This window comes from Bacillus sp. GW821-FHT01G09 (assembly GCF_059422205.1).
In genome coordinates this window covers 211,830-230,190 of record NZ_JBWKWL010000002.1, presented here as the reverse complement: position 1 = coordinate 230,190, position 18,361 = coordinate 211,830, and the positions used below count along the sequence as shown (strand labels likewise).

General features: G+C 46.9%; 18 protein-coding genes, 1 pseudogene and 1 riboswitch. Of the genes and pseudogenes, 13 read left to right on the top strand and 6 right to left on the bottom strand.

Annotation, left to right across the window (positions count from 1 at the left end):
• Positions 1–90: 90 nt before the first annotated feature.
• From AC07VD_RS06540 to AC07VD_RS06510, 7 genes are all read left to right on the top strand, one after another.
• Complete coding sequence (locus AC07VD_RS06540) at positions 91–582, top strand: YajQ family cyclic di-GMP-binding protein (protein ID WP_024572207.1); 492 nt, start codon at positions 91–93, stop codon at positions 580–582.
• Between the two features lie 106 nt (positions 583–688).
• Positions 689–806: riboswitch (SAM riboswitch) on the top strand.
• 89 nt (positions 807–895) lie between these two features.
• Positions 896–2,734 carry a bifunctional homocysteine S-methyltransferase/methylenetetrahydrofolate reductase gene (locus tag AC07VD_RS06535; RefSeq protein WP_003245847.1) on the top strand — a complete coding sequence of 613 codons (1,839 nt, stop codon included), beginning with the start codon at positions 896–898 and terminating at the stop codon, positions 2,732–2,734.
• Between the two features lie 90 nt (positions 2,735–2,824).
• Complete coding sequence (locus AC07VD_RS06530; RefSeq protein ID WP_124073124.1) at positions 2,825–3,274, top strand: GNAT family N-acetyltransferase; 450 nt, start codon at positions 2,825–2,827, stop codon at positions 3,272–3,274.
• A 5-nt stretch (positions 3,275–3,279) separates the two neighbouring features.
• Positions 3,280–4,128, top strand: coding sequence for a GNAT family N-acetyltransferase (locus AC07VD_RS06525; RefSeq protein WP_494721654.1), 849 nt, complete (start codon positions 3,280–3,282; stop codon positions 4,126–4,128).
• Positions 4,129–4,239: 111 nt separating this feature from the next.
• Positions 4,240–5,508: an MFS transporter gene (locus AC07VD_RS06520; protein WP_494721653.1), complete on the top strand. Its 1,269-nt coding sequence runs from the start codon at positions 4,240–4,242 to the stop codon at positions 5,506–5,508.
• Positions 5,509–5,516: 8 nt separating this feature from the next.
• The gene (locus AC07VD_RS06515) at positions 5,517–6,632 is read left to right on the top strand and encodes a mandelate racemase/muconate lactonizing enzyme family protein (RefSeq protein WP_069964096.1); all 1,116 of its coding nucleotides are present in this window, start codon (positions 5,517–5,519) and stop codon (positions 6,630–6,632) included.
• Between the two features lie 95 nt (positions 6,633–6,727).
• Complete coding sequence (locus tag AC07VD_RS06510) at positions 6,728–7,357, top strand: YitT family protein (protein WP_009966972.1); 630 nt, start codon at positions 6,728–6,730, stop codon at positions 7,355–7,357.
• A gap of 44 nt (positions 7,358–7,401) precedes the next feature.
• Here the strand turns inward: AC07VD_RS06510 and AC07VD_RS06505 are convergent, their stop codons facing one another.
• The gene (locus tag AC07VD_RS06505; protein ID WP_015252388.1) at positions 7,402–8,160 is read right to left on the bottom strand and encodes a phosphosulfolactate synthase; all 759 of its coding nucleotides are present in this window, start codon (positions 8,158–8,160) and stop codon (positions 7,402–7,404) included.
• Positions 8,157–8,843: a 2-phosphosulfolactate phosphatase gene (locus tag AC07VD_RS06500; protein WP_212129634.1), complete on the bottom strand. Its 687-nt coding sequence runs from the start codon at positions 8,841–8,843 to the stop codon at positions 8,157–8,159. Before AC07VD_RS06500 ends, AC07VD_RS06505 begins: the two co-directional genes overlap by 4 nt.
• A gap of 186 nt (positions 8,844–9,029) precedes the next feature.
• On the opposite strand from AC07VD_RS06500, the gene AC07VD_RS06495 reads away from it, so the two are divergent.
• From AC07VD_RS06495 to cysC, 3 genes are all read left to right on the top strand, one after another.
• Positions 9,030–9,740 (top strand): phosphoadenylyl-sulfate reductase, encoded by a 711-nt coding sequence (locus AC07VD_RS06495; RefSeq protein ID WP_494721652.1) that lies wholly within the window; start codon positions 9,030–9,032, stop codon positions 9,738–9,740.
• A 111-nt stretch (positions 9,741–9,851) separates the two neighbouring features.
• Positions 9,852–11,021 carry a sulfate adenylyltransferase gene (gene sat / locus AC07VD_RS06490; RefSeq protein ID WP_029946679.1) on the top strand — a complete coding sequence of 390 codons (1,170 nt, stop codon included), beginning with the start codon at positions 9,852–9,854 and terminating at the stop codon, positions 11,019–11,021.
• Positions 11,018–11,617: an adenylyl-sulfate kinase gene (cysC, locus tag AC07VD_RS06485; protein ID WP_003245829.1), complete on the top strand. Its 600-nt coding sequence runs from the start codon at positions 11,018–11,020 to the stop codon at positions 11,615–11,617. Before sat ends, cysC begins: the two co-directional genes overlap by 4 nt.
• A gap of 27 nt (positions 11,618–11,644) precedes the next feature.
• Here cysC and AC07VD_RS06480 read toward each other — a convergent pair whose 3' ends face one another.
• Entirely contained in the window at positions 11,645–12,451 is an 807-nt protein-coding gene (locus AC07VD_RS06480; RefSeq protein WP_087614496.1) for an alpha/beta fold hydrolase, read from the bottom strand.
• A gap of 205 nt (positions 12,452–12,656) precedes the next feature.
• On the opposite strand from AC07VD_RS06480, the gene AC07VD_RS06475 reads away from it, so the two are divergent.
• Positions 12,657–13,295 (top strand): pentapeptide repeat-containing protein, encoded by a 639-nt coding sequence (locus AC07VD_RS06475; protein ID WP_024573336.1) that lies wholly within the window; start codon positions 12,657–12,659, stop codon positions 13,293–13,295.
• 7 nt (positions 13,296–13,302) lie between these two features.
• Here AC07VD_RS06475 and AC07VD_RS06470 read toward each other — a convergent pair whose 3' ends face one another.
• The gene (locus AC07VD_RS06470) at positions 13,303–14,757 is read right to left on the bottom strand and encodes an aminotransferase-like domain-containing protein (RefSeq protein ID WP_217019741.1); all 1,455 of its coding nucleotides are present in this window, start codon (positions 14,755–14,757) and stop codon (positions 13,303–13,305) included.
• Between the two features lie 66 nt (positions 14,758–14,823).
• On the opposite strand from AC07VD_RS06470, the pseudogene AC07VD_RS06465 reads away from it, so the two are divergent.
• Together AC07VD_RS06465 and AC07VD_RS06460 are read left to right on the top strand one after the other, a co-directional pair.
• A pseudogene (locus tag AC07VD_RS06465) lies at positions 14,824–15,485 on the top strand (LysE family transporter).
• Between the two features lie 49 nt (positions 15,486–15,534).
• The gene (locus tag AC07VD_RS06460; RefSeq protein ID WP_101169453.1) at positions 15,535–16,044 is read left to right on the top strand and encodes a DinB family protein; all 510 of its coding nucleotides are present in this window, start codon (positions 15,535–15,537) and stop codon (positions 16,042–16,044) included.
• Between the two features lie 50 nt (positions 16,045–16,094).
• Here the strand turns inward: AC07VD_RS06460 and iolX are convergent, their stop codons facing one another.
• Together iolX and degA are read right to left on the bottom strand one after the other, a co-directional pair.
• Positions 16,095–17,123 carry a scyllo-inositol 2-dehydrogenase gene (gene iolX, locus AC07VD_RS06455; RefSeq protein WP_086343681.1) on the bottom strand — a complete coding sequence of 343 codons (1,029 nt, stop codon included), beginning with the start codon at positions 17,121–17,123 and terminating at the stop codon, positions 16,095–16,097.
• 207 nt (positions 17,124–17,330) lie between these two features.
• A complete protein-coding gene (degA, locus tag AC07VD_RS06450) occupies positions 17,331–18,344 on the bottom strand; it encodes a transcriptional regulator DegA (RefSeq protein WP_494721651.1) in 1,014 nt (337 codons plus the stop codon).
• Between the last annotated feature and the right edge of the window lie 17 nt (positions 18,345–18,361).

The window sequence follows — 18,361 nt, the reverse complement described above, 5'->3', positions numbered from 1 at the left end:
ATCATCACAAATTGATTCTTTGTTCTGTTGGAAGTTTCTCTTTATTCTACTATAATCAACACATAAGTTAAATGTTATGGAGGTTTTCATATGGCAAAAGAAAGTTCATTTGATATTGTATCCAAGGTGGAATTGCCTGAAGTGCAAAACGCAATCCAAATCGCACTGAAAGAAATCAGTACCCGATATGACTTTAAAGGCAGCAAAAGCGACATTTCTTTAGATAAAGAGGAGCTGGTCCTCGTTTCCGATGACGAATTCAAATTAAGCCAGCTGAAAGATGTGCTGGTCAGCAAATTGATTAAACGAAACGTTCCGACAAAAAACATTGATTACGGCAAGGTTGAAAACGCGTCAGGCGGAACGGTACGCCAGCGTGCAAAGCTTGTTCAAGGCATCGACAAGGACAACGCAAAAAAAATCAATACAATCATCAAAAACTCCGGACTGAAAGTAAAGTCTCAGGTGCAGGATGATCAAGTGCGTGTCACCGGAAAAAACAAAGATGACCTGCAGCAGATTATCTCAGCTGTGCGGGGAGCAGATTTACCAGTTGACGTTCAATTTATAAATTTCAGATAAATTTTCTGATTCCTATTGATTATTGTCTTTATTTTCGGTAAATTTGGAGAAAGGGAAAAACGCCAGGTATCTTTTGGCACTTCCTGACACGAAAATTTCATATCCGTTCTTATCAAGAGAAGCAGAGGGACTGGCCCGACGAAGCTTCAGCAACCGGTGTAATGGCGATCAGCCATGACCAAGGTGCTAAATCCAGCAAGCTCGAACAGCTTGGAAGATAAGAAGAGACAAAATCACTGACAAAGTCTTCTTCTTAAGAGGACTTTTTTTATTTCTCTTTTTTCCTTGCTGATGTGAATAAAGGAGGCAGACAATGGGACTTTTAGAAGATTTGCAAAGACAGGTGTTAATCGGTGACGGCGCCATGGGGACGCTCCTCTACTCCTATGGCATTGACAGGTGTTTTGAGGAGCTCAATATTTCAAAGCCGGAGGAAATTCAGCGCATACATAAAGCGTACGTTGAAGCGGGAGCCAACATTATTCAAACGAATACGTACGGGGCCAACTATATTAAATTATCCAGACACGGGCTTGAGGATGACATCAAAAAAATGAATCAGGAGGCCGTAAAGATCGCGCGGGCTTCAGCAGGCGATGCATACGTGCTTGGAACGATGGGCGGCATACGCACATTTAATAAAAACGCGTACAGTCTTGACGAAATTAAGCGCAGCTTCCGCGAGCAGCTGTACCTGCTGCTGCATGAAGAGCCGGATGGCTTGCTGTTAGAAACGTATTATGATTTGGAAGAAGCCCGTGAAGTGCTGAAAATCGCGCGCAAAGAGACTGATCTTCCGATTATGCTCAATGTCTCCATGCACGAGCAAGGCGTATTGCAGGACGGAACGCCGCTTTCTGACGCATTGCGCTCGATTGCGGATCTCGGAGCTGATATTGTCGGCATTAACTGCCGCCTCGGCCCTTATCACATGATTGAAGCGCTCAGCGAAGTGCCGATTTTTGATGACGTATTCTTATCCGTTTATCCGAACAGCAGCCTTCCTTCGCTTGAAGAGGGACGGCTCGTCTATGAAACAGACGACACGTATTTCCAAAACAGCGCGTCAGAATTCCGTAAGCAAGGTGCGCGGATTATCGGCGGCTGCTGCGGCACAACGCCGAATCACATCAGGGCGATGGCGGAAGCGGTTGGCGGGCTGGCTCCGATTACGGAAAAAGAAGTCAAAACCCGGGCAAAAGAATTCATTTCTGTTCATCACGAGCGAACCGAGCCCGGTCTGGATGAGATCGCAGCGAAAAAACGCTCTATTATCGTAGAACTGGACCCGCCGAAAAAACTAAGCTTTGACAAATTTCTATCGGCGGCTGCTGAATTAAAAGAAGCGGGAATCGATGCCCTGACACTCGCCGACAATTCTCTGGCGACCCCGCGGATCAGCAATGTTGCCTGCGGCGCCCTTGTCAAGCAGCAGCTCGATATGCGTTCCCTTGTCCATATTACGTGCCGTGACCGTAACATTATCGGCTTACAGTCACATTTAATGGGCCTTGATACGTTAGGGCTGAATGACGTGCTTGCGATTACAGGTGACCCTTCTAAAATCGGGGATTTTCCTGGTGCGACGTCTGTATATGATTTAACATCTTTTGATTTAATCAGGCTGATCAAACAATTCAATGAAGGTCTGTCTCTGTCTGGAAAACCGCTCGGCAAGAAAACGAATTTCTCAGTTGCCGCTGCATTTAATCCTAACGTCCGCCATCTGGATAAAGCGGTAAAACGGCTTGAGAAAAAAATAGATTGCGGCGCAGATTATTTTGTTTCTCAGCCTGTCTATTCCGAGCAGCAGCTTGTCGATATCCATAACGAAACAAAACATCTGAAGACACCGATCTATATCGGCATCATGCCGTTGACAAGCAGCCGGAATGCCGAATTCATCCATAATGAAATTCCCGGCATTAAGCTGTCTGATACGATTCGCGAAAAAATGGCCCATGCCGGTGAAGATAAAGAAAAGCAAAAGGCGGAAGGCCTTGCGATTGCCCGCTCCCTGCTGGATACGGCATGCGAGCTGTTTAACGGCATCTACTTGATAACGCCTTTCCTCAGATCTGACTTAACCGCTGAGCTTACTTCATATATTCAGCAAAAAGATGAGCAGCGCCAAAATATCTTTTTGCATTAATCCCTTAAAAGACTGTCTGATCCAATCGGGCGGTCTTTTTCAACGGGATTCGTGTTACGATATAGAAAAACAGTCATGAGGAGGAACATTATGCTCGAAGTCAAAACCATTTCCGCGGAAGATACATATGAAATCCGGCACCGTATTCTGCGTCCCCATCAATCCATTGAACAATGCAAATATGAAGAGGATCATGCAAAAGGCTCCTTTCATCTCGGCGCGTTTTTTGAAGGAAAGCTGATCAGCATCGCTTCTTTTTCCCCGCAAAATCAGCCATTAATAACAGAATCCCCAGCATATCGGCTGAGAGGCATGGCAACGCTTGAAGGATATCGCGATCAAAAAGGCGGGAGCACGCTGATCAAACACGCGGAAGAGAAACTGGCGGAGAACGGCGTTCAGGCAGTCTGGTGCAATGCCAGAAGCCATGTGAAAGGCTACTATTCAAAGCTTGGCTGGGAAGAACTCGGCGAACCGTTTGAGATTCCCGGCATAGGCACACATATCATCATGTATAAAAAACTCGAAACAAGCAGGTGATCTGTATGAGGGTAATCGATGAGCTGATTAAGCTTCATGAAGAACATACCCCTAGTCTATTGCGGCTTTGCAGGCAAGCCGGGTGGCCGGATTACGGCGAACAAGAGCTGGCACTGCTTGTCCAGCAAGGACGCTTTTTCGGCTATCAAAATGTCAGCGGTGATATTATTTCCTGCATCGGCTTGTTTTTGTTTGGCCGTCTTGCTTCTATCGGCCTCGTTATCGTGGACAAAGAATATCAACGGCTCGGTCTCGGCCGGCGTATGGTAAACGCCTGTATCACCCAAACAGATGAAAACACCGCCATCAGGCTTTGCGCCACAAAAGAAGGTTTGCCGCTTTATGAAAAAGCAGGTTTTCATACGGCTGGTTCAGTGCGAAAGTACAGCTGTCACAGTTTTCAACCTTATACAAAAAAGCTTGATGCTGAACTGACATCCTTTAGAGAACAAGACTTTCACGACTTAACCGCGGCGGATCTGGCTGCCTTTGGCGGAGATCGATCAAACCTTTTGCAGCAGCTTATTTCTGCTTCATGCGAATGTATCATCGCCCGAAATCAGGACGGACAGCTAATTGGCTACGGACTTTCTGTACAGACACCGGCCAATTTGAAATTCGGCCCTATCATCGCTCCATCATCAGATGTTGCAGCACAAATAATTAACAGGCTGGCGGCCGGCAAACAAGGGCCGATGCGAATTGATATACCGAGTGAACACACGTCTCTGCATGACAGCCTGATAGAAATGGGATTTCATAAAGATGATGAACCTCCGCTTTTGTTCTATCAGAAAAAAGCGCCTATTCAAAATGGACACATATATGCTTTGATTTCACAGGCTCTCGGTTAACCCTCTTTTTTCCCGAACAGGTATCTTCTGTTCGGTTTTTTGCTGTCTGATCGCTGAATAAACGAAGCCATCAGGGACATTCTAAGCAGAAGAAAAGGAGTGTGCTCTGAGATGGAATCATCAAAACAAAATAATGGAATGACGATTGTAGCAATCGGTTCAATCCCTTTAATATTAACCCTAGGAAACTCGATGCTTATTCCGATTTTGCCAAAAATGAAATCTGAACTTCATTTATCACAATTTCAAGTCAGTCTCGTGATCACAGTATTTTCCTTGATTGCAGCATTTGCGATTCCGATTGTCGGTTATCTCGCAGACCGATTCTCAAGGAAAGTCATCATTATTCCCTGCTTAATTTTGTATGGTGCCGGCGGTTTGTTAGCCGGGTTTGCGGCAGGTTTTTTTGACAATGCCTACCCTTGGGTCATGGCAGGACGAGCGTTACAGGGAATCGGGGCAGCCGGAACCGGCCCAATTGCCATGGCACTGACGGGAGATCTGTTTAAAGGCGCCCAGGAGAGCAAGGTGCTCGGCCTTGTTGAAGCTTCAAACGGCATGGGGAAAGTGCTATCGCCGATCATTGGCTCGCTGATCGCCCTGCTTGTCTGGTATGGCGCGTTTTTTGCCTTTCCTGTGTTTTGTATCATTTCGATCGTACTGACTTGGATTTTTATTAAAGAAAAGAAAAAGGAAAAAGAACCGCCACCAATCGGAAAATATGCAAAAGGGCTGTTAAGTGTCTTTAAACATGAAGGCAGATGGCTGTTTACCGCTTATTTAGCCGGTGCGACCTGTTTGTTTACTTTATTCGGCATCCTGTTTTATCTCTCAGATGTTCTTGAAAAAACATACGACACCGACGGCGTGAAAAAAGGCTTGATTTTAGCGATCCCGCTTTTGGTTATGTGTGTGACGTCCTATACAACAGGAAGCAAAATCGGGCAAAAGCAATCGTTAATGAAAAAGCTGATCGTACTTGGATTGGCGTTCATGACCGTATCCTACGCGGCACTGTCATTCATTGAAAATCTTGGCCTTTTTATCAGTGTTCTTGTACTGAGCAGCATAGGCTCAGGTCTTGTCCTTCCTTGTGTGAACAGTTTTATTACCGGGGCTGTCGGCAAGGAAAGACGGGGATTTGTCACCTCGCTGTACGGCTCTGTACGTTTCTTAGGGGTAGCGATCGGTCCTCCGATTTTCGGCCGCCTGATGCAATGGTCCAGACCCGGCATGTTTTTAAGCATCGCGGGATTGACTCTCGTTGTCGGGATTCTTGTGATGATGCTCATTCATGTGAAGCAAAACAATGAAGAAACAAAAGAAAAAGAAGACACTAAAATGGCTGGAAATCGGCTACAGCCCGCTGAGGAAAGGTAGCACCCAGTGTGAAAATTGTACGGATTGAAACCTTTCCGCTATTTCACCGATTAGAAAAGCCATATGGAGATGCCAATGGGTTTAAACGATATCGGACTTGTTATCTCATCAGGATTATCACCGAAAGCGGGATAGACGGCTGGGGAGAATGCGTTGATTGGCTCCCTGCTCTCCATGTCGGTTTTACGAAGCGGATCATCCCGTTTCTATTAGGAAAACAGGCTGGCAGCCGCCTGTCATTAGTGCGCACGATTCAAAAATGGCACCAGCGGGCGGCCTCCGCTGTAAGCATGGCGCTGACAGAGATTGCAGCCAAAGCTGCGGATTGTTCGGTTTGCGAATTATGGGGCGGGCGATACAGAGAGGAGATTCCTGTGTACGCGTCTTTTCAATCGTACTCAGACTCCCCGCAATGGATCAGCCGCTCAGTCTCCAATGTTGAAGCCCAGTTGAAAAAAGGTTTTGAGCAAATCAAAGTCAAAATTGGCGGGACTTCATTCAAGGAGGATGTCCGGCACATCAATGCGCTGCAGCATACAGCAGGCAGCTCCATTACGATGATTCTGGACGCAAACCAAAGCTACGATGCCGCTGCGGCTTTTAAATGGGAGCGCTATTTCTCCGAATGGACGAACATTGGCTGGCTTGAGGAGCCTTTGCCCTTTGATCAGCCGCAGGATTACGCTATGCTTCGAAGCCGTTTGTCTGTTCCTGTTGCCGGCGGAGAAAATATGAAAGGCCCGGCGCAATATGTGCCTCTTCTTTCACAGCGCTGTTTGGATATCATTCAGCCCGATGTCATGCATGTCAACGGAATTGATGAGTTTCGGGACTGCCTCCAGCTCGCGCGTTATTTTGGCGTCAGAGCATCCGCCCATGCATATGACGGATCGCTCTCACGGCTCTATGCTTTATTTGCACAAGCCTGTCTGCCCCCATGGTCTAAAATGAAGAACGATCACATTGAACCGATCGAGTGGGACGTCATGGAGAATCCTTTTACAGATCTCGTCAGCCTGCAGCCTTCAAAAGGAATGGTCCATATCCCGAAAGGAAAAGGCATTGGAACAGAGATCAATAAGGAGATCGTCAATCGCTACAAGTGGGATGGCTCAGCATATTAAGCTGGGCCATTTCTTTATTTTGAGACATAAATCATGGACAGCCTCATAAAATGAAAACAGCGGACAAGTCTTTTCATAAAGGAGCAAATGACTTAATGGCTGAACTGCTGATGAAAGCAAAACTTACGTTTATGATTGTCGTAGGCGGCGTACTACAAGGACTCGGCATGTCCTTGTTTTTATTTCCGCATGATATTCCGACAGGCGGTGCAGCAGGTATTGCGGTGCTATTGCATTATCTGTTTCAAATCCCCCACGGATTTTCAGTGTGGGCTGTGAATGTATCAATGCTTTTTACCGCTTTAAAATGGCTGGAGATGAGAACATTCACCGGCACCCTCGCTTCTATCACCGTCACCTCTGTCTCGGTATTGATCTTTGATGCGGTTTTTCCGGATATCACATCTAATCTGTGGCTTGATCTGGCAAGCGGCGCAGTGTTATTGGGACTCGGCATCGGACTTTTATACAAATATAAAATTTCGAACGGAGGATTCGGAGCCCTTGCTCTGATGATTTCTATCTACCGCGGCGGGAATCCTGGTACGATCCTGCTCATCATGAATTGCATCATTTTTATGGTCACCGCGTCTATTATTGACTGGGGCATTGTCATTCAAGCCCTGATATGCCAAGTGATATCGACAAGAGTCATCGACTTCATCTACAACATCCGTCTGACCTCACTTCCCTATCTCACGCCTATGTACCGCCATAAAAAATAATAGGCAGAGGCTCTCTTCACGACGAGAGCCCCGCAGCCGCTGTTTTACAGAAAAAAGGTATCGGATCTTAGCCCTAAACGCAGCGTCTCCAAAGCGATGGCATCATGAAATGGAATATTGGCCAGATTCACATTCGGCCCGATTTTTTGAATAAAACCTTGCTGAAGCGTTTTGTTAGGCGCTTCAAAAATCAGCCTGTTGATATCAATATCCGAGGAAATGATGTCGTCAACAATTTGAAACCTGACATCGCCGCTGCTGGAACAGATCCCTCCCGTTCCGCTTTCTCTGGCTTCTGTAATCACTTTTTCCGCGCCCGCTTCCATATCCTCAACGATATATTCAAGCCATTCCTCAGAGCTTTGCCGGCTTGCTAATTCCGCATCCTTGCTGCCCACCTCACTGAGGACAAGAAATTCATCAGAAAAATCAGCAATGTAAGCCGCTTTCTCTTTATTTGTCATCGGGAGCGTACCGTTTGAAATCTCAATATATTCACAGCCGAAATAGGTGCAGTACCGATGAAATTCATTCACTTTTTTCTGGCTTACGTACTTCTCAAACAGTGTGCCGCCAAAGAAAAATGTAATGTCATGTTCTTTCAGTGTGCTGATTTTTTCTTCAAGATCTTTCGTAAGTAATGATGTGCCCCAGCCGAATTTCACAAAATCAATATAGTCGGACGCTCCAGCTATGACATCTTTGAAAAATTGCAAGGGATAGCCGTTATCAATTAAAATGGACTGCCCGGTTTCTCTCGGCTTGTTTGTTCTCACTGGCAATTCTAGTGAAAAATCATTCATATTATGACCCTCTCTATCGTTGGAACTTCTCCATCTTGTTTCACTTTCATCACAAAATCGCCCGTCAGTTCTTTTGTACAGTAAACGATGTCTTCCGAATCAAATAATGGCTGGCGGCTGTCAAAAAACTTCTCCGCAACAGAAGAGCGTTTTATTCTTTCAATCGCCTCCGCAGCCATTATCGCATTTGTCCCTTCAATGATGCCTTTGATATACTCCGCACATGCCATATCGTCATCACCGGATGGATGGGAAGCCACAATGTTTATGACACAATCGTTTGCGGCGAGCTTTTTCACATGCTGTGCCGTTGTTTTGGCATTGGAAAATCCAGTTACGAACAGATGCTTTGCGTTCAGCGCCCCCAATGCTGCTGTGACGCCGTTTGTTGTTTTCTGGATCAGGCGCTTATCCGCCATATCCTGTCCCGCCATGCGTTTTGGAGAATTATCTAAATCAAATCCGCTGATACCGACCCCCTTTTCCTCTCCCGTCAATACATAATCCGGATAGGTGTCTTTCAGCGCAAAGGCTTCATCAGCTGTCCGGACCAACAAAATCTCTTTCGCCCCGCCGATAAACGCATAATGGGCGACCGTAAATGCTCTGATGACATCAATGACGATGTTAATATCAGCCGGGGCAAGCGAATGATGATGCCCCTGATAAATGGCAATCGGCATACTACCTCTCCTTGGGCATAAAACCATTTTGCTAAAAAGCATATTCAGCCGGGCTCTTAATGGTTCCGCACCTCATTTTAGGCGGGCGCAGCCCCTAAAAACCCTGAACCTTTATGCAAAAAATGAATAGTCTGCCTATAACTCGATCAATAGATAAAAAAAGCAGATGCAAACGGGGGGAAAACATTGAACGAAACCATCACATATGACACATGGAACGACATGCTGTCCAAACGGATAACGGATCAATTGATCGATGAGCTCGATGTGTTGAAATGGGCTTACCGAACGTACGGAGAAAAGATTGTGTACGCCTGCAGCTTTGGCGCAGAAGGAATGGTGCTTCTCGACTTAATATCAAAAATCAACAAAAATGCACACATCATCTTTTTGGATACCGGGCTTTATTTTCAGGAAACATATGAGCTGATCGAGACCGTCAAAGAACGATATCCGGGATTTGCAATCCAGATGCTCGAACCCGAGCTGAGCTTAACAGAACAGGGGACGAAGTACGGCGGAGAGCTGTGGAAGCATAACCCGAACCTCTGCTGCCAATTGCGGAAAATCGAACCGCTCAAAAAGCACCTGTCCGGCATGACAGCTTGGATTTCAGGACTGCGCCGGGATCAGTCACCAACGAGAAAGCATATTCAATACGTAAACCTGGACCAGAAGTTTGAGCTCATCAAAATTTGCCCGCTCATCCACTGGACATGGGATGACGTTTGGACGTACATCCGCCTGCACAATTTGCCTTATAACAAACTGCACGATCAACATTACCCGAGCATAGGCTGTGAAATGTGTACATTGCCTTCCCCGGACCCGAACGATGAGAGGGCTGGAAGATGGGCCGGACGGGAGAAAACAGAATGCGGCCTGCATCAAGAATAGCGGACGGCAGGTTCTGGCTATGAGAGTCGAAATGATGTTGAGGCGCTGATGTCAAACTTCATTAACTGCAGCAAAGAAAACAAGGAAACGTATAAATGGAGGTTGAACACGTTGAATGGAAACGAACCCCACGGAGGGGTATTAATCAACCGCTGTGATCACGCATGCCATTTTGAAGGGTGCGCGTGCCAAGCTGAGCTGGATCAGCTTGCACTGAGCGACCTGGAGCTTATTGCGATCGGCGGCTACAGCCCGTTAACAGGTTTTTTGGGAGAAAAAGATTATCATCGTGTTGTGAAGGAAATGAGGCTGGCAAACGGCTTGCCGTGGAGCCTGCCGATTACGCTGCCTGTCGGAGAAAAAACAGCAAAACAGCTGTCTGCCGGAGATCACGTCAAGCTTGTGAAAGACGGTGTTACCTACGGCATGATCACAGTCACCGATATATACCAGCCTGATAAAACACAAGAAGCACTGTCTGTTTTTAAAACAAACGATCCTGCCCACCCAGGCGTAAAAAAATTGCTGGCGCGCCCGGATTACTATATCGGAGGGCCTATCACGGTCAGCCGCCTGCCTGACAAATCTTTCGAACAGTTTTATGCAACGCCCGCAGAAACAAGAGCGGCCTTTCAAAAGCTCGGCTGGAAAACGATTGTCGGCTTTCAAACCAGGAACCCTGTTCACAGAGCGCATGAATACATTCAAAAAACAGCGTTAGAAACGGTCGACGGTCTGCTGCTTCACCCGCTTGTCGGAGAAACAAAGTCAGACGATATCCCAAGCGATATCAGAATGGAGAGCTACCAGGCTTTGCTTAATCACTATTATCCAAAGGATCGTGTCATGTTATCGGTTTTCCCTGCCGCCATGCGTTATGCAGGTCCGCGGGAAGCGATTTTCCATGCGCTCGTCCGAAAAAATTACGGCTGCACCCATTTTATTGTAGGCCGTGATCACGCGGGTGTCGGCAGCTACTATGGAACATACGACGCCCAAAATATTTTTCAATCATTCACAGAGGAAGAGCTGGGCATAAAGCCGCTGTTTTTTGAGCACAGCTTTTATTGCCGAAAATGCGGAAACATGGGCACCTCCAAAACATGTCCGCACAGCCCGAGAGACCACATCCACTTATCAGGCACAAAAGTGAGAGAGCTTCTCCGCCAAGGCAAAAAGCCGCCTAAAGAATTCAGCCGGCCTGAGGTCGCAGCCGTGCTGATCAAGGGACTTCACCAACAGCCTGTTGCCATCAAGCAAAACAGCGGGGAATTGCAATGACACACAATCCGAACATCATTTGGCATCCCGCTGCCATCTCGAAGTCTGACAGACAGTCCTTAAACGGACACAAAAGCTGCGTCCTTTGGTTTACAGGTTTGTCCGGCTCCGGAAAATCGGTGCTGGCCAATGCAGTTGATGAAAAGCTTTACCGCAAGGGCATTCAGAGCTATGTGCTTGACGGTGATAATATCCGCCACGGCTTAAACAAAGACCTTGGATTTCAGACTGGTGACAGGATTGAAAACATCCGCCGGATCGGAGAAGTGGCGAAGCTGTTTGTCGACAGCGGGCAAATGATTTTAACGGCTTTTATTTCTCCATTCAGAGAGGATCGGGACATGGTTAGAGCACTCTTTCCTAAAGGTGAGTTCTTCGAAATTTATGTGAAGTGCCCGCTGCATGTTTGTGAACAGCGCGATCCAAAAGGGCTTTATAAAAAAGCGCGAAACGGAGAGATCAAACATTTCACCGGGATCGATTCTCCGTATGAAGCGCCGCTTTCACCCGATTTCATCATTGAGTCAGACCAGACCTCTATTTCCGATGGAGCTGATCTCATCATTAACGCACTGCAAAACAGAGGAATTATATAAAAAACCCGATCAATGTCGGGTTTTTTCTTATGAGTTGGAGAACTGCGCAATCAAACTGTTGATCTTCTCTTTTTCCTCATAAAATGCTCCGTGCCCGCTGTTTGCAAACGGAACCAATTCCGACTGTTTGATGCCGCGCTTCAATTCTTTCGCAAAATCAAACGGCGCAATTCTATCCTTTCTCCCGTGCAGGATCAGCGTCGGCACCTTGATTGCAGCAAGTTCCTTTCTGAGATCTTCGTCTCTTAATGCGATGCCTGAGTGGATCGTCCCGTAGGAGGAAGCCTCCAGCATCAGATTGAGAAACCACTGCCTAAGCTCTGGAGACACTTTTTTCTCAAAAAACTGTTCCCCTAAATCAGCCAGTGTTTTGGGCCGATCAGCTTTGAACAATTCAATCATATCGTCAATATCCTGCTTCCTCATCCCATACGGATAACCCGGGCGTTTTGTAAACGCGGGGGCCGCTGCAGACAGTAAAATCAGCTTATCAACATCGGCTCCTTCATGCCTTGCCATATAACGGATTGCAATGGCGCCGCCCATTGAAAAACCGGCAAGAATCGCATTCTCAAGCTGCAGCGTATAAATGACTGCTTTCACATCATCGGCCATCGTGTCATAATCGTAGCCTTCCCAAGGGCGGTCAGATTGCCCATATCCCCGCAAATCAACGCCGATAAAACGAAATCCCCTTTTCGGAAGCTCATTCATTTGATATTCAAACATCTTATGATTCAACGGCCACCCGTGCAAAAAGATGATCGGCCTTCCATGTCCGATATCCTCTACAAACAGTGTCACATGCTCCTCGGTTTTGACGTAATGCCCCATTACGCATTCCTCCTGTTCCCTTTGGCTTTTTCGGCCTGTAAACGCCTTGACGTATAGGAAGCTTTCCATTTATGCTTACAAAACAAGCGGGCTGCTGTACCAAGAAAAGGCTCTTCACGATTTACTATATGTATCAATTTCCTTAACGATCTATTAAATTGAACCCGGAAGCCTCTGTTTTCCGGGCAGCAAAGGATGTCATCACATGAATAAAATCGCAATTCAAAAACCGAACATACCGGAAAACCTGCAAACCGCAGATTTTCATGATGCCGTGACGCAGGATGATGTAATCAGCATGCATTTGTTTGAAGATTGTACCATCTGCGGCGAAGATATCGAAAGACTCTGTGTAGAAAAAACGGTATTCAGAAATGTCGTCTTTATCGATGTGTCTTTTCGGCATATTGAACTGACCGATGTGATCTTTGAAAAATGTGATTTATCAAACGCCGATTTCAGCGGGGCTGTCATTCACAGAACTTCAGTTAAGCAGTCAAAAATGGTTGGAATGAATGTGGCGGAAGCAACGCTGCGGAATGTTTCATTCGAGGAATGCCACGGACATTTCAGCTCATTTTCGTACTCAAATATGAAACAAGTTCGATTTGATCACTGTGCTCTTATGCAAAGTGAATGCAGCAATACGGTGCTCCATCAGACACACTTTGACAGGTGCGAATTGGAAGGCGCCAGCTTTACCGGCACGTCCCTTCAAAACATGGACATCAGCACGTGCCGTTTTGAACAGCTTCATGTCTCCCTCGACAAATTGAAAGGCTGCAAAATCGCACCTGAGCACGCGATTGCCTTCGCCAGGGCACTGGGAGCTGTCATCGTATAACCAAAGCCTAGGACATCATCAGGCGGCGTGCTGTTTCAGCTGCCGCTTTAATGCCAGTTTCCAAATCTCCAAGAGATGCATAGGAATATGACAGCCTGATGCTGTTTCGGTCTTCACCGTCATAAATGTAGCCGGGATTCACAAGCACCTGCCGTTTCAGCAATCCATAAAAGAAACGGCTGACAGGCAGGTTTTTGTGAAATGTCACCCAAATATAAAAGCCGCCTGCGGGAATCCGCCACGTGGCAATGTCCCCGGCATACCGCTCGAGAAAATGAACGGCGGCGTCTCTCCTTTCTTTAAGCTTCCTGCGTACCCAAGTCAGATGCTCTTCATAATATCCCTGTGACAGCCACTCGGCAGCCGCCCACTGGGACAGGCCGCTTGATCCGTAGTCTGTCTGCATTTTAATGTCCGCCAGCCTTTCAATAACCGGCTCCGGACCGGCAAGCCAGCCGATTCGCAGACCGGGGCTAACCGTTTTTGAAAACGTGCCCAGATACAGAATATTGCCCTCATGATCCATTGCTTTCAACGGCTGCGGCGGTTTTTCTTCAAACCATAAATCACCGTACGCATCATCCTCAATGATGGGCAGCTGCTCTTTTTTTGACAGGCTGATGATCTCTTTCCTTCGCTGCTCTGACATGACTGTGCCTGTCGGATTATGAAACGACGGAATCGTGTAAAGCAGCTGTCCGCCATATTGTTTTCGATAAGAAGAAACAAGCCCCGCTTTGACCCCTTCACCATCCATCGGCAAGCCGCGAAGCCGCATCCCCGCTGATTGAAATACATGCAAGGATTGAAGGTAGGACGGCTTCTCCGTCAAAATGACAGAATCTCGTTTTAAAAGTCCAATTGAGATGAGCTGAAGTGCCTGAAGTGCACCGGACACAATTAAAATTGCAGACGGTGACACATGGATATTATTTCCTTTTAAATGGTCGGCCACTGCCTCCCGCAGCAGACGGTTTCCTTTCGGCTGCTCATATCCTAAAGACAGGGCGCCCGGATTGATTTGCTGAAACATCCGGCTCATTGTGTCAGCAGGCAGCAGATCCGGTGATAGTTCTCCTGTTCCTAATCTGATGATATCCGCTCTTGGTTCGTTCTGATTAATAGCTTGGATGATGGAAGAATTGGGGCGATGAATGCCCGAACGGACGTAATCGCTCCAATCAAGCGGAGACTCAGCCGCCAGCACGCTCCAAGTACTGTTTACAACCTTCGTACCGCCGCCTCTTCTTCCCTCTAACAAGCCTTGAGACGTGAGTTCATCTATGGCTGCTGTGACTGTGCTGCGGTTGACTTGAAACATGTCGGCCAGCGTTCTCTGTGAGGGGATTTTCGTTCCTACAGCCCACTCTCCGTGAAGAATCTTGTCTTTCATATATTGTTCGATCTGCCGATGCAGCGGAACATCCGACTTTCGGCTTGGCTGCCATTGAGACAAGGTCATGCCCCCCTTTTTTACACATTATACATTTGGCTGGTTTCTAACCCAACCAAATGGCTGGAGACTTTAGTGACAATCTCTCTTATGATTAAAAAAAATGTGAAGGGAGCTTTTTCAGCATGAATGCAATCATTCACGGAATTGTGCTCGCGTTTGGCTTAATTTTGCCGCTGGGAGTGCAGAATGTGTTTATTTTTCAGCAAGGCGCGTGGCAAAAGCATATTTGGCGGGCTCTCCCAGCTGTCATCAGTGCTTCAGTCTGCGATACCCTGTTAATCGTATTAGCCGTTGCGGGCGTATCTGTCATTGTGCAGGAGCTGCCTGTGTTTGAGACAGTCATGATGGCCGGCGGATTTTTATTTTTGCTCTATATGGGCTGGGTGACTTGGAACAGCCGTCCGAACACAAGCCAAAATGAGAAACATACGTTCACACCAAAAAAGCAAGCTGCGTTTGCGGCCGCTGTTTCTCTTTTAAACCCGCATGCCATTCTGGACACGATCGGCGTCATCGGCACGAGCTCTCTTCAATATTCGGGGCTTGAGAAATGGCTCTTTATGGCCGCCTGCATCGCTGTGTCTTGGATTTGGTTTATCAGCCTTGCAATAGCGGGCCGGTTGTTTCAGACGATAGATACGAGCGGCAGGCTTATGCTGATCGTAAACAAATGCTCTGCAGCGGTAATGTGGGCAGCGGCAGGATATTTTGGGGTATCACTCTTTTGCAATTGAAGGAGAAACAAATGAAAAAAACGAATTTCTTAGAAAAGGAGGCATGCTGATGACTGATGCAAAACAGTTTTATGACTATCATTCTTGGGCAAACAAGAAAATATTTACCCATATCGAAAACCTGCCGGAGGAAACTGCCTATCAAGAAGTAAAGAGCGTATTTCCTTCTGTCAGCGACGTGCTGCTTCATATGTGCAGGGCTGACTACATTTGGCTGAATGTTCTTTCTGGAGTGGCCTACCAAGAGATTATAGACAGCGCAGGCAAATTAGAGTCCGCGCAAGGTAATATGGCAGCGATTAAACAGCACGCTGCCGAGCTGGAGTTACAGTATCATGATTTCTTCAGCCGCCAGACGGACTTAGAACAGACCTTCACAATGCAGCATCCGAAACTAGGTACACTGGAATCAACCTATGCAGACACCATCCTGCATGTCGTCAATCACGGGACTTACCATAGAGGGAACGTAACCGCCATGCTGAGACAGCTGGGCCATTCAGGCATACCTACTGATTATATGTACTATTTATATGAGAAAAGAGAAAGCAAGGGCTAAAATGTCCTTGCTTTTTTTTGCGGAAAGCCTCAAATGCAACATATTAGCTTTTACATACCTGTATAAGCGCGCTTCACATCTAGCTGTACCGGCCTGCCGCTTCGAAAAGAATTGGTTGCTGCGATGCCCACTTCTAAATTGATCGTTGCATCAATATCAGTCACAATCGGTGTTTTTCCATTCCGGACACACTCGGCGAAATGCTGAAGCTCCAAGCAGTAGGCTTCATGAAAACGAGTTTGAAAGTCTGGAATGATATCAAAACTGCTCCCTTTAGCCGATAGGATGGTCACATGTTGATGTCTCAATGTCCCTATGAAAATACTGCCCTCTGTCCCGATAACCTCCGCCCGGATGTCATGTCCGTATGGAGAGGTTCTGCTTGCCTCGACGTCCCCCGCTGCGCCGGAGTCAAATTCAATATACGTCAGCGCCTGATCCACATCGCCATACTGCTCCATAAACGGATTGTTCAGAATCCTGCCGTGTCCTGAAACAGAAGTGATTTCCGCCCCTAGCAAATAACGGGCAATATCATAATCATGGATGGAACAGTCGATAAAAATTCCACCGCTGTGTTTGATAAATTCTGCGGGAGGCGCGCCTTGGTCGCGCGTAAAGCCTTTATAATAGATAGGTTTGCCGATTTCTCCAGCGTCGATCCGCCGTTTGGCATCTGCGTATGCGGGATCGAATCGTCTCATAAAGCCGACTTGGCAGATGACACCTGTCTCTTTCACTTTTTCAGAAACTGCTCTTGATTCCTCAAGGCTTAATGTCAGCGGTTTTTCAACGAAGATCTGTTTGCCGTTCTCGGCTGCTTTGATGATCATATCACCATGTGTGCTTGTCGGCGTTACGATAATGACAGCATCAATGCCGGGATCTTCTAACACTTCATACGGGTCCTCTGACCATTTTTCGATACCGAATTCTCTGGCAACCTGCTCTGCTCTCCCTTTTAACGGATCACCGACACTAACCAGCTTTGCCCCCGGCACACTGGTGACGAGATTTTTCGCATGATAATAACCGAGCCTTCCTAATCCCAATACTGCACATCTTACTTGATGTTCCACGTCCCATCCTCTCCTTTATCTCATTTCAGGCTCGCTTCGAGAAAGCGCTTTCTCTTAACAGCTAAAAAAACAGCGGTTCTATCCGCTTTACCATTTTGCGCAAGCGCTTTCTCAAAAGATGGTTTCATTTTACACTGCCTTTGGTTTACATTCAATATGTTTTTTGGCTTCAACTGTCATAATGAAAAAACCCGCTCATTAGCGGGCTCATGTGTTGAGCGGTGATGTAGAATGTCTGACTACAAGTTCAGGCGGGAGCACTATTTTTTGTTTCGCCTTTCGTTTTCCCTCTATTGCTTCTGCCAGCAGTTCGATGACGCTCCTCCCCATCTCTTTTATCGGCTGGGCTACGGTTGTCAGGGGCGGAGCCGCCATTTCTGCGAGTATCGTATTATCAAAACCAATGATAGAAAGATCATCCGGCACTTTTATGCCTCTTATTCTCGCAGCTTGTATGGCGGCACAGGCCAATACGTCGTTGAAGGCAAAAATAGCAGTCGGAGCGTTCCTGTCGAGCAATTTTCCCGCTTCTTCCTTGCCGCTTTCCAAGGAAAACCGCGTCTGGATGATAAGTGATTCATCAATGGGCACGCCCGCTTCCTCCATCGCCTGACGGAAGCCTTTGATTCTATTTTTTTCGCCTGTCGTTGACCCGTCTCCGATAATGCAGGCGATGTTCGTGTGGCCGAGTGACAGAAGATGCTTGGCAGCCACATATCCGCCACGAACGTCATCTATCACAACAATATCCATCGGAAGAAGCGGCTTATCCTGAGAAATCATGGCAATCGGAATTTGTTCACTGGCGATTTCCTCCAAAGCAGACATACTGTCATGGCTTTCAATCCCTGTTGCAAAAATAATGCCATCCACCTTTTTCTGCTTCAGCACAGAAAAATACTTTGTTTCTTTTTTCGGATCGTAATCGGTGCTGCAAATCAAGATTTGAAAACCAAGTTCATCCCCTCTTTCCTCAATGCTTTTAGCCAGTTCGCCGTAAAACGGATTTGAAATATCAGGCGCCACAAGAGCGATCATATTCGTTCGTTTTCCCGTTAACGCCGCGGCGTGGACATTGGGCGTGTATGCCATTTCATTCATGACATTCATGACCTTCTGCCGTGTTTTGCCGCTGATTCTCCCCGTATTGTTTATCACACGCGACACAGTTGTGATCGAGACACCCGCCGCCTTTGCCACATCGTAAATTGTTGTTTTCATGTTCATCCCTCGTCTGG

What these genes read in the sequence shown, in the direction of transcription:
- AC07VD_RS06540 (WP_024572207.1), top strand. Translation starts at nt 91, where the DNA reads ATGGCAAAAGAAAGTTCATTTGATATTGTATCCAAGGTGGAATTGCCT.
- AC07VD_RS06535 (WP_003245847.1), top strand. Translation starts at nt 896, where the DNA reads ATGGGACTTTTAGAAGATTTGCAAAGACAGGTGTTAATCGGTGACGGC.
- AC07VD_RS06530 (WP_124073124.1), top strand. Translation starts at nt 2,825, where the DNA reads ATGCTCGAAGTCAAAACCATTTCCGCGGAAGATACATATGAAATCCGG.
- AC07VD_RS06525 (WP_494721654.1), top strand. Translation starts at nt 3,280, where the DNA reads ATGAGGGTAATCGATGAGCTGATTAAGCTTCATGAAGAACATACCCCT.
- AC07VD_RS06520 (WP_494721653.1), top strand. Translation starts at nt 4,240, where the DNA reads ATGGAATCATCAAAACAAAATAATGGAATGACGATTGTAGCAATCGGT.
- AC07VD_RS06510 (WP_009966972.1), top strand. Translation starts at nt 6,728, where the DNA reads ATGGCTGAACTGCTGATGAAAGCAAAACTTACGTTTATGATTGTCGTA.
- AC07VD_RS06505 (WP_015252388.1), bottom strand. Translation starts at nt 8,160, where the DNA reads ATGAATGATTTTTCACTAGAATTGCCAGTGAGAACAAACAAGCCGAGA.
- AC07VD_RS06500 (WP_212129634.1), bottom strand. Translation starts at nt 8,843, where the DNA reads ATGCCGATTGCCATTTATCAGGGGCATCATCATTCGCTTGCCCCGGCT.
- cysC (WP_003245829.1), top strand. Translation starts at nt 11,018, where the DNA reads ATGACACACAATCCGAACATCATTTGGCATCCCGCTGCCATCTCGAAG.
- AC07VD_RS06480 (WP_087614496.1), bottom strand. Translation starts at nt 12,451, where the DNA reads ATGGGGCATTACGTCAAAACCGAGGAGCATGTGACACTGTTTGTAGAG.
- AC07VD_RS06475 (WP_024573336.1), top strand. Translation starts at nt 12,657, where the DNA reads ATGAATAAAATCGCAATTCAAAAACCGAACATACCGGAAAACCTGCAA.
- AC07VD_RS06470 (WP_217019741.1), bottom strand. Translation starts at nt 14,757, where the DNA reads ATGACCTTGTCTCAATGGCAGCCAAGCCGAAAGTCGGATGTTCCGCTG.
- AC07VD_RS06460 (WP_101169453.1), top strand. Translation starts at nt 15,535, where the DNA reads ATGACTGATGCAAAACAGTTTTATGACTATCATTCTTGGGCAAACAAG.
- degA (WP_494721651.1), bottom strand. Translation starts at nt 18,344, where the DNA reads ATGAAAACAACAATTTACGATGTGGCAAAGGCGGCGGGTGTCTCGATC.